General features: G+C 39.2%; 11 protein-coding genes and 1 pseudogene. 6 read left to right on the top strand and 6 right to left on the bottom strand.

Annotated features, from left to right (window positions below; genetic code table 11):
• Positions 1-353 precede the first annotated feature (353 nt).
• From ACFX4I_RS15365 to ACFX4I_RS15355, 3 genes are all read left to right on the top strand, one after another.
• Complete coding sequence (locus ACFX4I_RS15365) at positions 354-1,343, top strand: glutaminase (RefSeq protein ID WP_230302946.1); 990 nt, start codon at positions 354-356, stop codon at positions 1,341-1,343.
• A gap of 206 nt (positions 1,344-1,549) precedes the next feature.
• Positions 1,550-3,184 (top strand): glutamate/serine transporter AimA, encoded by a 1,635-nt coding sequence (locus ACFX4I_RS15360; RefSeq protein WP_230302939.1) that lies wholly within the window; start codon positions 1,550-1,552, stop codon positions 3,182-3,184.
• 509 nt (positions 3,185-3,693) lie between these two features.
• Positions 3,694-5,589 carry a PrkA family serine protein kinase gene (locus tag ACFX4I_RS15355; RefSeq protein WP_192203436.1) on the top strand — a complete coding sequence of 632 codons (1,896 nt, stop codon included), beginning with the start codon at positions 3,694-3,696 and terminating at the stop codon, positions 5,587-5,589.
• Between the two features lie 243 nt (positions 5,590-5,832).
• On the opposite strand, the gene ACFX4I_RS15350 is transcribed toward ACFX4I_RS15355, so the two are convergent.
• Positions 5,833-6,042: a hypothetical protein gene (locus ACFX4I_RS15350; protein ID WP_063235974.1), complete on the bottom strand. Its 210-nt coding sequence runs from the start codon at positions 6,040-6,042 to the stop codon at positions 5,833-5,835.
• Between the two features lie 118 nt (positions 6,043-6,160).
• Between ACFX4I_RS15350 and ACFX4I_RS15345 the strand changes: the two genes are divergently transcribed.
• Both ACFX4I_RS15345 and yhbH read left to right on the top strand, forming a co-directional pair.
• A complete protein-coding gene (locus tag ACFX4I_RS15345) occupies positions 6,161-6,340 on the top strand; it encodes a hypothetical protein (protein ID WP_063235975.1) in 180 nt (59 codons plus the stop codon).
• Positions 6,341-6,855: 515 nt separating this feature from the next.
• Positions 6,856-8,025 carry a sporulation protein YhbH gene (yhbH, locus tag ACFX4I_RS15340; RefSeq protein WP_076367698.1) on the top strand — a complete coding sequence of 390 codons (1,170 nt, stop codon included), beginning with the start codon at positions 6,856-6,858 and terminating at the stop codon, positions 8,023-8,025.
• A 292-nt stretch (positions 8,026-8,317) separates the two neighbouring features.
• Here yhbH and ACFX4I_RS15335 read toward each other — a convergent pair whose 3' ends face one another.
• The 3 genes from ACFX4I_RS15335 to ACFX4I_RS15325 all read right to left on the bottom strand — a co-directional run bounded on the left by ACFX4I_RS15335 (position 8,318) and on the right by ACFX4I_RS15325 (position 11,733).
• On the bottom strand, positions 8,318-9,544 hold the full coding sequence (locus tag ACFX4I_RS15335) for a CynX/NimT family MFS transporter (protein ID WP_377421612.1): 1,227 nt from the start codon (positions 9,542-9,544) through the stop codon (positions 8,318-8,320).
• 14 nt (positions 9,545-9,558) lie between these two features.
• A complete protein-coding gene (locus ACFX4I_RS15330) occupies positions 9,559-10,236 on the bottom strand; it encodes a FadR/GntR family transcriptional regulator (protein WP_377421610.1) in 678 nt (225 codons plus the stop codon).
• Positions 10,237-10,401: 165 nt separating this feature from the next.
• The gene (locus ACFX4I_RS15325) at positions 10,402-11,733 is read right to left on the bottom strand and encodes an amino acid permease (RefSeq protein WP_377421608.1); all 1,332 of its coding nucleotides are present in this window, start codon (positions 11,731-11,733) and stop codon (positions 10,402-10,404) included.
• A gap of 530 nt (positions 11,734-12,263) precedes the next feature.
• Between ACFX4I_RS15325 and ACFX4I_RS15320 the strand changes: the two are divergent.
• Positions 12,264-12,550: pseudogene (locus tag ACFX4I_RS15320) on the top strand (transposase); the annotation flags it as partial.
• Between the two features lie 291 nt (positions 12,551-12,841).
• On the opposite strand, the gene ACFX4I_RS15315 reads toward ACFX4I_RS15320, so the two are convergent.
• Together ACFX4I_RS15315 and ACFX4I_RS15310 are read right to left on the bottom strand one after the other, a co-directional pair.
• Positions 12,842-13,015 (bottom strand): hypothetical protein, encoded by a 174-nt coding sequence (locus ACFX4I_RS15315; protein ID WP_230302944.1) that lies wholly within the window; start codon positions 13,013-13,015, stop codon positions 12,842-12,844.
• 92 nt (positions 13,016-13,107) lie between these two features.
• The gene (locus tag ACFX4I_RS15310) at positions 13,108-14,502 is read right to left on the bottom strand and encodes a cytochrome P450 (RefSeq protein ID WP_377421606.1); all 1,395 of its coding nucleotides are present in this window, start codon (positions 14,500-14,502) and stop codon (positions 13,108-13,110) included.
• Positions 14,503-14,626 lie beyond the last annotated feature (124 nt).

Below are 14,626 nucleotides of genomic sequence, written 5' to 3'. Positions count from 1 at the left end.
CCAATTTAAAATTAACGGTAGATAGAAATTTTTGAAAGCGCTTAACAATTTTTAGAATATTCATTATGTTTTCATCGAATCTATTACAAGTAAGCTTGATGGCATTCGGTAAAACGCTCATATGTCGTTTTTTTTTGTGGATTTTTATTTTTTAGATTTTGTAGGTTTTTGTATGATTATGTAGTTCCCAATTTAAAATTAACGGTAGATAGAAATTTTTGAAAGCGCTTAACAATTTTTAGAATATTCATTATGTTTTCATCGGATCTATTACAAGTAAGCTTGATGGCATTCGGTAAAACGCTCATATAGAAAATATAATGATACAACAACTGAAGAGGTGGAAGAATGTGATTGAAGAATTGTCGAAAGAGTATGACATTCACGTTAATAGTCAAAGAAAATCGGACTTAGATGAATGGGTGGCACATTACAGATCCTTTGCTATTGAAGGACAAACCGCTAATTATATACCGGCATTGAGAAATGCACATTTATCGCAATTGGGCATTACTATACTGGAGCCGGGTGGAACAATGATCAAGTCAGGGGATTGGGACGTTCCTTTCACGCTGCAAAGTATTTCAAAAGTGCTTAGCTTTATAGCCGCATGTTTGGGTCGCGGCATTTCTTATGTGTTAGATAGGGTCGATGTGGAACCGACTGGGGATGCTTTCAATTCAATTATTCGTTTAGAAATGCATAAGCCGGGAAAGCCGTTTAATCCTATGATAAATGCTGGGGCGATTACCGTAGCTTCGCTTCTCCCAGGGGATTCTTCACAAAAGAAATTGGAATTTCTCTATGCATTATTTGAAAATTTGTTAGGGAAGCGCCCGACAATCAATGAGGAAGTGTATCAATCCGAGTGGCAAACCTCTCATAGAAATAGAGCTTTAGCTCACTATTTAAAAGAGACGAATTATTTGGAATCGGAAGTAGAGGAAGCTTTAGAGGTTTACCTCATGCAATGTTCCATAGAAGTAACCACAGAAGACATAGCCCTGCTTGGACTGATTCTTGCTCAAGATGGTTACCATCCCGTTCGTAAAGAACAAGTAATCCCTAAAAAAGTGGCTAAGCTGGCCAAAGCACTAATGCTTACTTGTGGTATGTACAATGCTTCGGGGAAATTTGCGGCTTTTATTGGGGTGCCGGCCAAAAGTGGCGTATCTGGCGGGATTATGGCACTAGTTCCTCCAAGTGCCAGAAGCGGAATGCCTTTTCAAGATGGATGTGGCATTGGTATTTATGGACCAGCCATCGATGAATATGGGAATAGCGTAGCAGGTAGTTTGTTATTGAAACAGATGGCACAAGAATGGGATTTAAGCATTTTCTGAAATGCAGAAAAATTTGGTTCCGGTGTAATTAATAGAAGCAATAAGGGGACATCCTTAAGATTCCCTCATCAATTTCCAAACTTTTACAAGAGGTGATGTAAATGCAGCAATTACTTTAAGATGTAATTGGACACACTAGCACAAATCATTAATCCAGTTACTTTTAAACGTAAGGAATAATTTTTGGAAAGCATGGTGAAAAATATATGAATAATATGCAGCGAAAGATGGGAACATTTTCGTTAATGATGGTAGGACTCGGGTCAATTATTGGCTCAGGTTGGTTATTCGGAGCTTGGAGAGCGGCACAGATTGCTGGACCCGCCGCCATTATCTCTTGGATTATCGGGATGGTTGTTATTTTATTTATCGCACTATCTTACAGTGAATTAGGGTCTATGTTTCCTGAAGCTGGGGGAATGGTAAAATACACACAGTACTCTCATGGTTCTTTTTTAGGGTTTATTGCAGGCTGGGCAAACTGGATTGCAATCGTTTCCGTAATTCCAGTTGAAGCGATTGCTTCTGTTCAATATATGAGCTCATGGCCATGGGAATGGGCACAGTGGACACATGGTTTAGTAGAAAATGGAAGTCTTACTGGGGGAGGCTTGGCAATTGCCTCTGCCTTACTGATCGTCTACTTTTTATTGAATTACTGGACAGTCAGTTTGTTTTCGAAAGCTAACTCATTTATTACAGTCTTTAAGGTCATTATTCCTGGACTTACGATTGGGTCAATTTTATTTGCCGGGTTTCATGGATCCAATTTTACCTCTGCAGGAAGTATTGCCCCCAATGGTTGGGCAAGTGTACTTACAGCTGTAGCAACTTCTGGTATCATCTTTGCATTTAACGGTTTTCAAAGTCCGATTAATATGGCAGGTGAGGCAAAGAATCCTGGACGTTCGATTCCAATTGCAGTAATTGGCTCCATTTTAATTGCAACGGTCATCTACGTTTTATTACAGGTTGCGTTTATTGGAGCTGTTGATCCGTCCATGATTGTGAATGGATGGCAACATTTGAATTTCAATTCACCGTTTGCTGACTTAGCAATTGTTTTAGGCATAAACTGGTTGGTTATTTTACTATACGTAGATGCTTTTATTTCTCCTTCCGGGACAGGAATAACATACACGGCGACAACGTCACGAATGCTTTATGGAATGGAAAAGAATAAATATTTACCAAGCGTGTTTGGAAAACTGCATCCTCTTTATGGTATCCCGCGTCAAGCCATGTTTTTTAATCTAGGCGTATCTTTCTTATTTTTATTCATGTTTAGAGGCTGGGGCGTATTGGCAGAGGTTATTTCAGTTGCGACTTTAGTCTCTTATATTACAGGTCCAGTTACTGTTATGACATTAAGACGCACAGGTCAGAACTTGTACAGACCATTACGTTTAAAAGGATTAAGCATCATTGCACCACTGGGCTTTGTTTTTGCTTCTTTGGTTCTATACTGGGCAAGATGGCCGCTGACAGGTCAAGTATTATTTATCATTATGGCTGGTCTTCCCGTTTATTTCTATTATCAATCAAAAATAAAATGGAAGGGATTCCGTCAAAACTTTTCAGCAGGGCTTTGGATGGTTGTTTACTTACTCTGTATGATGACCATTTCATACTTAGGCAGTGAAAAGTTTGGTGGACTAAACATAATCCCATTTGGTTTGGATATGGTCATCATTACATGTTTATCACTAATGTTTTATAGTTGGGCAATAAAGAGTGGTTTCCAAACGGAATATTTGGAACAAGGACAAAAAGTAAATGAAGACTTGAGATCGATGGAGAATAACATTGCATCTCAAACGGATAAAAAGAACGCTGTATAAATGATGAAGCCACTTCATTGATTGGCATGCTCCAATAAGCTATTACATTCATTGAATGACTTCGAAAGTGCTTCTTTCTATTTATATTGATGAGGACACAAAAAAGGGGACGGCAAATTTAATTTGCTGTCCCCCTTTTTGGAATTTAAGAAAAGGCTGTTATTTTTATTTCACACCTGGTTTATCTTCATATCCGGCAGTGAAGATAGCGGCTAAAAATGTAATAGCAACTCCAACGATAATAACTGTGCCCATGTTGTGACCTCCCTTTACCCATATTGTCCCACTTAAGTATAGGCTTAGTATACCCTAATTTTTAGCAGGAGTGCACACAAATTTTATTGTCAGCATATTTATCATCAATTCTCAATGATTAAGCCTTTTTCGATGCATGGAGAGTCAAGGGAGATTCGAAACAATGCCCGGCCACTTTTTAAAGTCTGACATGTTTGTCAGACTTGGAGCATAGATTTAAGTATTCTCTGAAAGTGACAGGGGGAGGTTCCTTAATGGATATTTTAAAGAAAATCGAAAAATTTAGAGAAGATGAACAGAAGCTGAAGTGGGAAGGCACCTTCGCAGAGTACTTAGAAATATTGAAAGAAACGCCTTTAGTTGCTCAATCTGCTCATTCACGTGTATACAACATGATCAGAGATGCAGGGATAGAGGAAGTAAATGGGACAAAGAAATACAATTTTTTCAGCGGTCAATTGTTTGGCCTAGAGGATTCACTGGAAAGGCTCATCGAGGAATATTTCCATCCGGCGGCAAAGCGGCTCGATGTCCGTAAGCGGATATTGCTTCTCATGGGTCCGGTGTCAGGTGGGAAGTCCACACTCGTTTCTTTACTGAAGCGTGGTCTTGAAAATTATTCATTAAAAGACTCTGGTGCGATTTATGCAATAAAAGGATGCCCGATGCATGAAGATCCACTGCATCTCATTCCGCAGTATTTACGGAATGATTTTTTTGAAGAATATGGCATCCGGATTGAAGGAAACCTATCGCCGCTGAATGTAATGAGGTTAGAACAGGAGTATGGAAGCAGGATTGAAGATGTGATGGTCGAGCGTATTTTCCTTTCAGAGGATAAGCGTGTTGGAATTGGAACATTCAGTCCTTCAGACCCTAAGTCACAGGACATTGCTGATTTGACGGGCAGCATCGATTTTTCGACCATTGCCGAATACGGATCGGAATCAGATCCGCGTGCCTATCGCTTTGATGGCGAGCTGAACAAGGCGAACCGCGGGATGATGGAGTTCCAGGAGATGCTGAAATGTGATGAGAAGTTCTTATGGCATTTGCTATCATTGACACAAGAGGGGAATTTTAAAGCAGGCCGTTTTGCATTGATCAGTGCAGATGAACTCATTGTGGCTCATACGAATGAAACGGAGTATAAGGCGTTCATTTCCAACAAGAAAAATGAAGCATTGCATTCCCGTATCATTGTCATGCCTATTCCATATAATCTTAAGGTTACCGAGGAAGAAAAGATTTATGAAAAAATGATCCGTGAAAGTGATGTCTCGGATGTTCATATAGCCCCGCATACATTAAGGGTGGCGGCAATCTTCAGCATCATGACCCGCCTGAAGGATCCCAAAAAGGGCGATATCGATTTAGTGAAAAAGATGAGGCTTTATGATGGGGAAAATGTCGAAGGATTTAATTCCGCAGACATCAATGAATTGAAAAAAGAATACCAGGACGAAGGCATGAGCGGAATCGATCCGCGTTACGTGATTAACCGAATTTCCTCTACGATCATTCGTAAGGAAAATCCGTCCATTAATGCATTGGATGTACTTATGTCATTAAAGGCAGGTCTTGACCAGCATCCGTCCATTACGAACGAACTTCGGGAGAGGTATTTGAATTTCATTTCACTGGCACGTAAAGAATACGATGCCATTGCAAAAAATGAAGTGCAAAAGGCATTTGTTTATTCATATGAAGAGTCGGCGAAGATACTCATGGATAACTATCTTGATAATGTCGAAGCATACTGCAATAAATCAAGGCTGCGCGATCCATTGACTGGGGAGGAAATCAACCCTGATGAAAAATTGATGCGCTCGATAGAAGAGCAAATTGGAATATCCGAGAATGCAAAAAAAGCATTCCGCGAAGAAATATTGATTCGCATTTCTGCATATGCGCGTAAAGGGAAGCGATTCGATTATAATTCCCATGATCGTTTACGGGAAGCGATCCAGAAAAAGCTATTCGCGGATTTGAAGGATGTCGTTAAGATCACTACTTCAACGAAGACACCAGACGAAAGGCAACTGAAGAAAGTGAACGAGGTAATCACGAGACTTATCGACGAGCACGGGTATAATTCGACTTCAGCCAATGATTTGCTGCGCTATGTGGGCAGCTTGTTAAATCGGTAATTCATAATTTTTTGCCCCTGCCCCATATGGGGCAGGGGTTTACCTCCTTTTGCGGAAGGCGGTATGCTTGAAAAGTGGATTAGAGGAAATCCAATCAATTCCTTTCAAATTCTGAATTCCCATTGAAATCATGCACCTTTTGAAGGTGTTAAAGGGTGCTTTGACAAGGAATGAGAAATAATGAACCAAACAAAGCACCGGGCCCTAAGGAATGGAGGGGAGCCCGGTGCTTTTGATTTATTTCTATTTAGTTACATTCAAGCCATACTGCTCAATAAGTGTAATAAGTTGATTCGGTGATAGTTTGTCTTCGCTATGATCGATTTTAATTTCCCCATCATCAACATCGATGATCGCACGTTCCACACCCTCCGTTTTCAAAAGTATGGACTCCAGATTTAAAATCGGGCCTTCTGACGTTGCTTCCTTTACATAAAGGGTAGTTGTTTGCATACTTCTTGCACCTCCTTACATTTGCTCATAATGTTTTATCTATACCCCATATTTCCATTAGATATGTTACGTTTTGGATTTGGAAATATTGGGTATCAATAAGTAGAGGTGATGGCAAATGAGTAAAGAGGAATTGAAAAAAGAACATGTTCCGGAAAATAGTTCAATGGCTAAGGACTATGAAGAGATGAAAGAACTTGGAAAGCAGATGGAAAATCAAAGGACGAATGAAGAATTGAAAGAGTGGGATAAACGCCCAGGTACAGTTCAACATGAAATAGAGGAAGATAAAGATTGACGAAAATCACAACCAGAATCATTCTATCTGTGTAAAAGGGGTGTCCAGAAAAACTACTGGGACACCCTTTTTGTTATATTTCATTGCTTTTTAATGATATCCTTGGAAGTCTCTGTTTTGCAAATCAATTACGTGGCTAAGTTCAAAAAGGTATTATAAATTATCCTATAAACCGACAAATAAAACCTGCTTTAAAAAAGAACAGACCTGATAAACATCAAGTTTGTTCTTTTTCTTGAAATACTTATTTTGCAGTAACAATTAGAATAAAAACCTTAAAGGGCCCATAACGCCCTTGTCAGGACTTGTCTAGTTCGTAGGCAAACATCCATTATTGAATTTTGTTGTAAATTATCCTGCAACGCTGCATAAGATAGAGTAATACTTTTCTTTTAATCCGTTTTTTCGCACTGTATTTTTCATTGGAAAACCGGAATGATGTGGGCATTCCCACACTAACTTATTATATGAAGGAATGATGAAAAGCGTGCAAACATTTTTAAGGGGGGAAGAGAATGTCGGAAGAGAGTAATCAACAGTATGTTATCTCACAGGAAAATTGGTCCCTCCATCGGAAAGGTTATGATGATCAACAACGTCATCAAGAAAAGGTGCAGGAAGCGATCAAGAATAATTTGCCTGATCTAATTTCAGAAGAAAGCATAGTAATGTCCAATGGCCGGGATGTTATCAAGATTCCCATTCGCTCCTTGGACGAATACAAAATTCGTTATAACTATGATAAAAACAAACATGTAGGGCAAGGCGATGGAGACAGTAAAGTGGGGGATGTGGTCGCAAGGGATGGCTCACCGTCCGATGCCGGGGCCGGTAAGGGCCAAGGTGCAGGTGACAAGGCCGGTGAGGATTATTATGAAGCCGAAGTGTCAATGATGGAATTGGAGGAAGCCCTGTTCAGTCAATTGGAACTCCCTAATCTTCAGAAGAAAGAACATGCGGAGCACACGCTTGAACACATCGAATTCAACGATATCCGCAAGACAGGCCTAATGGGAAATATCGATAAAAAGAAAACGATGATATCGGCTTTCAAACGGAACGCCTTAACGGGGAACCCAGGTTTTCATCCTATCTATAAGGAAGACTTTAAATTCAAAACCTGGAATGAGATTCAGAAACCTGATTCCAAAGCAGTTGTACTGGCAATGATGGATACTTCCGGAAGTATGGGGTTATGGGAAAAATATATGGCTCGAAGCTTTTTCTTTTGGATGAACCGTTTCTTGCGGACAAAATATGAAACGGTGGAAATCGAGTTCATTGCCCATCATACAGAAGCGAAAGTTGTTCCGGAAGAGGATTTCTTTTCAAAAGGGGAAAGCGGCGGCACGATTTGTTCGTCCGTATACCGAAAAGCATTAGAACTTATTGATCATAAATATGACCCCGCGAAGTTTAATATCTATCCGTTTCACTTTTCCGATGGTGATAACCTAACATCAGATAACGTCCGATGCGTTAAGCTTGTTGAAGAACTCATGAAGGTTTCCAATATGTTCGGGTATGGGGAAGTCAATCAATACAATCGTCATTCGACATTGATGACAGCTTATAAGAATATCGATAATGAAAAATTCAGGTACTATATTCTTAAGCAAAAGGCTGATGTTTTCCACGCAATGAAGAGCTTTTTTAAAGATGAGGAAAGTAAGAAGTATGCATAAAAAGGGAAATGTAATCTTCAAATAAAATAATTGTAGGTTAAAAAGGCGTGCGTTCACATTGTACGTCTTTTTTTCAAATCTTCTTTTTTGCAGTGTCAGGGTAACGGATAAGATATCGGAATTACCAAAGACCGTTGCTCAACAGAAGCAACGGCCTTTTCATATATTTATATCATACGTTTGAAGTTTTAAATTCACAATATTTATAAAGTTGAACAGAATCAAAGAAAGACAAAAAAACAACCATACCCTTATATAAGTATGGTTGCTTTACAAAATTTCATGACTGGTTTTATTGAGTAGTTACATATTCATTATTTCCTGCACGCATTCCAACAATGAAAATAAGTGCCGATATTGCGGCCAACATCAATAAGGGAACTGTCCAGCTGTGTGTAATGTCATGAAGCAATCCGAATAATACTGGTCCAATGGCAGCTAAGAGGTACCCGAATGATTGAGCCATTCCTGATAATTCCGTCGCCTCATGGGTGCTTTGTGTTCGAAGACTAAAGAACATCATGGATAAACTGAATATGGTTCCGACTCCAATTCCGATTAATATCATGCATACTGGTATGAACAGAGTGCTTCCATATAATATGCCGAATATCCCTGCGATAAGGAAGACGACAGGCGGGACCACTAACAGACGCTGACTTTGTAGGCGTCCAGCTAAAATTGGCACAAGGAATGTTATGGGAATGACGGCAAGCTGCATGATGGATAGCATCCAGCCAGCCTCATCAGCGTTCAGGCCTTTTTGCTCCAGGATTTCCGGCATCCAGGTAATTACTGTATAGAAAATAAACGATTGCAATCCCATGAAGAATGTTATCTGCCAAGCTAAACCAGAACGCCATAAGTTAATCTTTTTATCCTTTTGTCCCGTTTGTACATCCTTACCTGACTTGGATGGCCGTCTTAATTGCGGCATCCATAAGAAAACTGTAATAAGTGATAAGATTCCCCAACATCCTAGGGCACCAGCCCATCCCAATCCCGATGAAGAAGCAAGGGGAATGCTGATCCCGGAACCTATTGCGCCACACAAATTCATGGAAACAGCATAGGTTCCTGTCATCAAACCGATATTCCTGGCAAAGTTATGCTTAATTAGACTGGGTAACAATACATTGCCGATTGCAATGGCTAACCCGATTAAAATGGTCCCTATGAACAATGTTGGCACTCCGCCAACTGAGCGTACCCCAATCCCGATTGTTAATAATATCAAGGATAGGAAAAGTGTAAGCTCCATTCCAAAACGCCGTGCTATCCTAGGTGCAAATGGTGATAATAAAGCGAAAGAAAGCAAAGGCAATGTCGTTAATGAACCTGATAATGTATTGGATATCCCCAAGTTATCACGGATCGAAGTGACAAGGGGGCCAACAGATGTTAAGGGAGCCCTCAGGTTTGCCCCAAGAAGAATGATTCCGATGATGAGTAGTCCAACCTTGGGTTTAATATCAATTTTCGTTTGTTCTAGTTGATTTGCCGCTTGATTAATGCCCATAATCTCCTCCTTACTTACTCTAAAGCTTTTTTGAATTGTGCAATGTATTCATTCACTGTTTCGATTGCCCGGTTCGCATCTTGTTCGATGATGGCATCTACAAGATTACAATGAATGTTCAAATGAAAGTTCACATCAGAACTAATCTCCACTATCTGATGGATGGATTCATGCAGGGAGTGTTCCATATGTTCGTACAAATCAATCAATAAATCATTATGTGATGAAGCCATAATCGATTTATGTAACTGTATATCGGCTTCTTCGTAAGCCTTGATATCCTTTGTCCCGGCAGCTTTACTGCATGCTGATATATGAAACCGCAATCGATCTATATCTTCTTGATTACGTCTTAATGCCGCTAACTGAGCTCCCTCTCTTTCAAGGGCATGACGGACCTCTAACGTTTCTAATATACTTGACTGCTGGATCCTTCTTTCAATTGCAGCCCCCAAAGCACTTGATGACCTTACGAATGTTCCTTTTCCTTGTTTCGTTACTAAAAGCCCTGCATAAACAAGTGATCGTACAGCTTCTCTTAATGTATTTCTGCTTACATCGAACTGTTGGATCAAATCCATTTCAGGGGGGATTTGATTTCCAATTTTCCAGTCACCTGATTCGATTAACGATTCGATTTGGGAAACGACTTGCTCTACAAGTGATAAGCGATTTGTTTTAGATATGGTCAATATACACACCTCGAATTTGTAGGATGATTGGTTCATTGGTTATTTTAACATATGTATATTGAAAATGGAGCAAACGGGGTATTTTTATAACCAAATTTTTTTCCGTTCATTCTTCACGGAAAAAAATCCCTGAAATCAAAATTCAGGGATTTTTATATAATATTTCTATTTTTTTTGTTTGACAATAAAAGAGAGAAGGATAAATATTGCTAACGTGACAAGACACACTGTGGTCCCAATGATGTTTTGCTTATTAAAGATAAATGCCAAAAAGATAATGCTTAAAGCAGTGATGGCTAATATAGTTGTATATGGGTACCATTTTACCCGGAAACCTGGTTTAGCAGTGTATTGATTACGCAGCTTCAATTGCGCGGAACAAATGCTGATCCATAATAATAAAACTGTGAATCCAGGAATGGCCATAAGGTAGCTTAAAATCAGGTCGGGAGTCAAATAGGATAAAAACACACCAGCCAATATACATAATGTAGTTAAAAATATACCATTAAGCGGGATACCCTTTTTGGTTGTTTTTAAAAATGCCTTAGGTGCTTCCCCATTCTGGGAAAGAGTGAACAATGTCCTTGAGGTAGCGTATATACCTGAATTTGCAGCTGATATGACAGCGGTTAAAAGAACGAAATTCATAATATCGGCTGCTCCGGGAAGACCCGATAAGCTGAAAACCTGTACGAAAGGACTTACTTCAGTGCTTACTTGGTTCCAAGGTATTACCCCACAAATAATAAGTATCGGCAAGACATAGAAAAGGATGACCCGCCATACTGTTCCTTTAATTATTTTTGGTATGACCCGCTGACTATCTTTTGTTTCCGTAACGGCTACACCAATTAATTCTGCGCCCCCATATGAAAACATTACCACTAAAAGTGCACCTAACATTCCGTCAATTCCTTGGGGGAAAAAACCACCATGTTCCGTGTAATTAGAAAATGAAGCAGAACTAGGAAAAAGTCCTAGCAGGATCAAAGCTCCTAAAATAATAAAGACAATTAAGGTTATTATTTTAATTCCCGCGAACCAAAATTCGAGTTCTCCATAGTATTTTACTTGAAACAAATTAATTCCTATAATTACTGAAGCGCAAAGTATGCTTAACAGCCATAATGGCACTGTAGGAAACCAATATTGTAGAAAACTGCCGGCTGCGACTATTTCTACAATGATTACGATAATCCAATTAAACCAATAGAGCCATCCGACTATGAAGGAAAGTTGAAACCCGAAAGCTTTATTAATGAGATGTTGTACGTTCAAATTAGGAAAAGCGGTTGCCATCTCTCCTAATGCGGCCATTACAATAAATAACATTAGCCCCCCTATTAAATAGGCTATTACAACACTTGGACCTGCCATATTTAATGTATCGGAGCTCCCCTTAAAAATCCCTGTTCCTATCATTCCTGCTAAAGCAATGAACTGGACATGCCGCGGCAATAGGCCCTTTTTTAAATCTTGATGAGTCTTCTCCATTATATTCATGCCCTTCATTCATTATTTTAATAAAATAGTCTATAAGTAAAACTGAAAAGCTCTTCTATTATTGAACGCTTTTACGTACTAAAGTAATTATATTAATATATCATGAATCGGAAAAATGTCAATTTAGGCAGGTGACTTGGAATAGATTCCTACTCAGAAAAGAAGGAGTAGTCTTTATTATCTAAAAATATTTGGATTTTATGAAATGAATCAAACGAAAAGCAAACTGATAGGTGATTTTTTTGGTATGTAGATGGGTCACACGTTAACCATACTTATTCTACGATGGCACAGTTGTTTATAATTAAGCAGATGATAATAACGGACAAATGGCGTATTGTCAGCGATGATGATATGGTTTTGAAAGCAGCAATTAAGAAGGCTTTTTCAAATGAATTTCAAGAAGAAAAAATACATTACTTCGTAAATGATTTTGACAAAACGGTTAGAGAAGATGCTTATAATTGAATCAAATAAATACTTAAAGGAATGGAAGGAAGATAAGGGGTTAGAGGTACTCACGGTGTACAGAAAGCAAAGAATATCAAAAAGTGGTGACACGGCATATATGGCAAACATATGTGGAAGAAGCAGATCATCTGCTTCATCATCAAGATGTAAAACCTAATATGCGAAACGTATAGAAACGATTGAGCATGTATTTTTAGATGCAAAAGAAAAGCATGGTATGCGTTGGATTACTTTAAGGGGACTTAAAAAATTGTCGATGCAGGCGATGCTTACTTTCGCTGCCATTAATTTAAAGACGATGGCCAATTGGACATGGCAAGGTCCAAAAATGGCCTAACATAGTGGGCTCGTAGAGCATCAATCTCTTAACTTTAGGCGAAAATTCAAAGAGAATTTCAAAAGGGGTTCGGAATTAAAAAATTCCGAACCCCTTTTGTCTACAAACTGGAGCACAGTTTAAATAACTGTGCCTTTTTTATTGAAATATACTAAAATCACCGCAAAACTCGGTGCAAATAGTTGTACATGATAACATACATTTTTTAGAACAAATAAATAGTTTGAGAAAGGTTTCAGAACCGGTCACTTTCAAGGTCGGTTTTCTTCAATATAGGATAATCTAACGAGACTATCCGTTTTCATATAAAAAGAGGAGAGGGGCCAGCTGTAGGTTTTCCGTTTCTTGTATCGGTTCAATTTCGCTTATAAATTCCAAATAACCGGTATATACCTGCGAGGCCATCCCTAAATAGTGCAATTCAGTGTGGATGATTCCCTGCCGTGGTGAATGGAGCATATACATATTTTCATCCCTCCTTTCTAAAAGGATAGGCCAGTCTGAGGTTAATCGAACCAATATGAATGTTATTTTTATAGGAGATCATTCTTAATGCATCAAAAATTGGATGCTCCAGGTTTGAAGGCTTCTGGATTCCTTTCTTCTATCACCATGCGCAGTCCATTCTTTGGTCTGAGTGTAAGGGCCGGAAGGGGGGTTACTTCATGATGGTCAGGTGCAAGCTTTATCCTATATCGTTGGGCAATGCAGGCAAGGACAAGCACAGCTTCCATCATGGCAAAATGATTGCCAATACATACCCGCGGCCCTCCGCCAAATGGAAAGTAAGCGAACGCAGGCAGGCCTTTCAAAAAGTTATTCTCAAATCGCTCTGGAATAAATGATTCAGGTTGATCAAAATAGTCTGGATTATGCTGCATCACATAAGAACTTATTAGAATCATATCGCCTTTTTTGAAGCGATATCCTCCTATTACGATATCCTCCGCAACATCACGGGATAAAATATACAGTGGCGGGTAAACGCGAAGTGTTTCATGAATGATATTTTGAGTGTATGGTAATTTCATGAAATCTTCAGGCTTGGGTGCCCGGTGACCGATTATGCTATTCACTTCACTGAAAAGCTTGGCTTGAATTTCTGGATGTTTCGAAATTTCATACAGTGCCCAGGAAAGAGCAGTTGCTGTCGTTTCATGACCGGCAAGAAAAATAGTCATTAATTCATCACGGACCTGATGGCTTGTCATACCCAATCCGTCTTCGGCATCACGGGCGTCCATCAGGATCCCAAGCATGTCTTCATGTTTTACTGTGTCGTTCTTCCGTTTTTCAATTATGCCGTAAATCACTTTATCAAGCCTTTGTATCGCCTTTTTATATTCACGGTTGATTTTAGTCGGTACCCATACTGGCATACGGAAAATCTTTCTCATCCTTTTGACTGTTATTCTTAATGCAGTGTCCAGCGGTTTCCCAACAATTTCATACCCATCCTTGAATTCCATGCTGAACATGGTCTTGCTGATTATCCCGAGAGTGATGTTCATCATATCCTTCGTTATAATCCGTTCATCATCATGTCGCCAAGTTGATATATAATCCATTGTGGTATCAATCATATCCTTGGCGTATTGGCTAATATGAGTCTTTTTGAAAGAGGGTTGGATAAGCCTTCTCTGTCGCATATGAAAGTCTTTTTCGCTTGTAAGTAGACCTTCACCGACAAGCGGTTTTAAAACATTGAAGTCCTTGGATTTGACGAAGGATTTTTGTTTTGTTACGAGTATTTGTTTAATTAAATCAGGATTTAAAATGTGATAAACATTTTGGAATGGTCCTAAACGGAATTTAGCGACTTCCCCATATTCCTTGGCCAATCGGGTCAGAAAGCCAATGGGATCAGTTTGAAACTCCTTTGTATGTCCGGAAATCAGCCTTCCTTTCGGAACCTTTGGAGAAGTGCGGAAGACATCATCAGCGTGGCTCAATGTAGTTTTTCCCCTTTCTTTAAAATAATTACATGTAATCATTCTATGAGGATAAGCTAAAACGGTTTGGACAAGTCGTTAAAGAAAGGGCAAATAATTCTATGGGGAAAATAAAGTTTCATAA

This window comes from Peribacillus sp. YIM B13472 (assembly GCF_042788005.1).
GTDB classification, from domain to species: domain Bacteria; phylum Bacillota; class Bacilli; order Bacillales; family DSM-1321; genus Peribacillus; species Peribacillus simplex_E.
Note: the sequence above shows the minus strand (reverse complement) of the source record. Positions and strands in the feature narration are given on the sequence as shown.